The sequence below is a fragment of the Ligilactobacillus ubinensis genome, from assembly GCF_024160875.1.
Taxonomy (GTDB): domain Bacteria; phylum Bacillota; class Bacilli; order Lactobacillales; family Lactobacillaceae; genus Ligilactobacillus; species Ligilactobacillus ubinensis.
The window spans coordinates 1-410 of sequence record NZ_JAIULA010000059.1 but is presented as its reverse complement, the minus strand read 5'-3'; the positions used below and the strand labels follow the sequence as shown (position 1 = coordinate 410).

Sequence of the window (410 nt, the reverse complement as noted above, 5' to 3'; positions counted from 1 at the left end):
GAATATGTTCAGATGAAAAAGATGATTGACGATGGTGTAATTGGACAACCGTTAATGATTGATGAACGTCACTATAACCAAACACAGCCAGAAGAATATGATTCAAGAAGATCAATTATTGAAACTGCAATTCATGAAATAGATTTAGATCACTGGTTAGTTAATGATGATTATGCGAACATTCGTGTATTTGCACCACGCCAAACAAGACATGCACAAAACAAGGATATTAAAGATCCGCAAATTGTGATGATGGAAACAAAATCGGGTATTAATATTTACTTGCAAGTATTTGTTCGTTGTCAATATGGATATGATATTAAATGTGATGTTGTAGGTGAAGAAGGGGTATTGGAATTACCAACGGTACCACAAGTAGCAACACGCTTAAATGCACAACACAGTACAGC

At 35.1% G+C, this 410-nt stretch carries 1 protein-coding gene; it reads left to right on the top strand.

Annotated features, from left to right (window positions below):
• Nucleotides 1–410, top strand: a 410-nt coding sequence (locus tag LB941_RS12355; RefSeq protein ID WP_253362276.1) for a Gfo/Idh/MocA family protein, incomplete at both ends; no start/stop codon positions are given.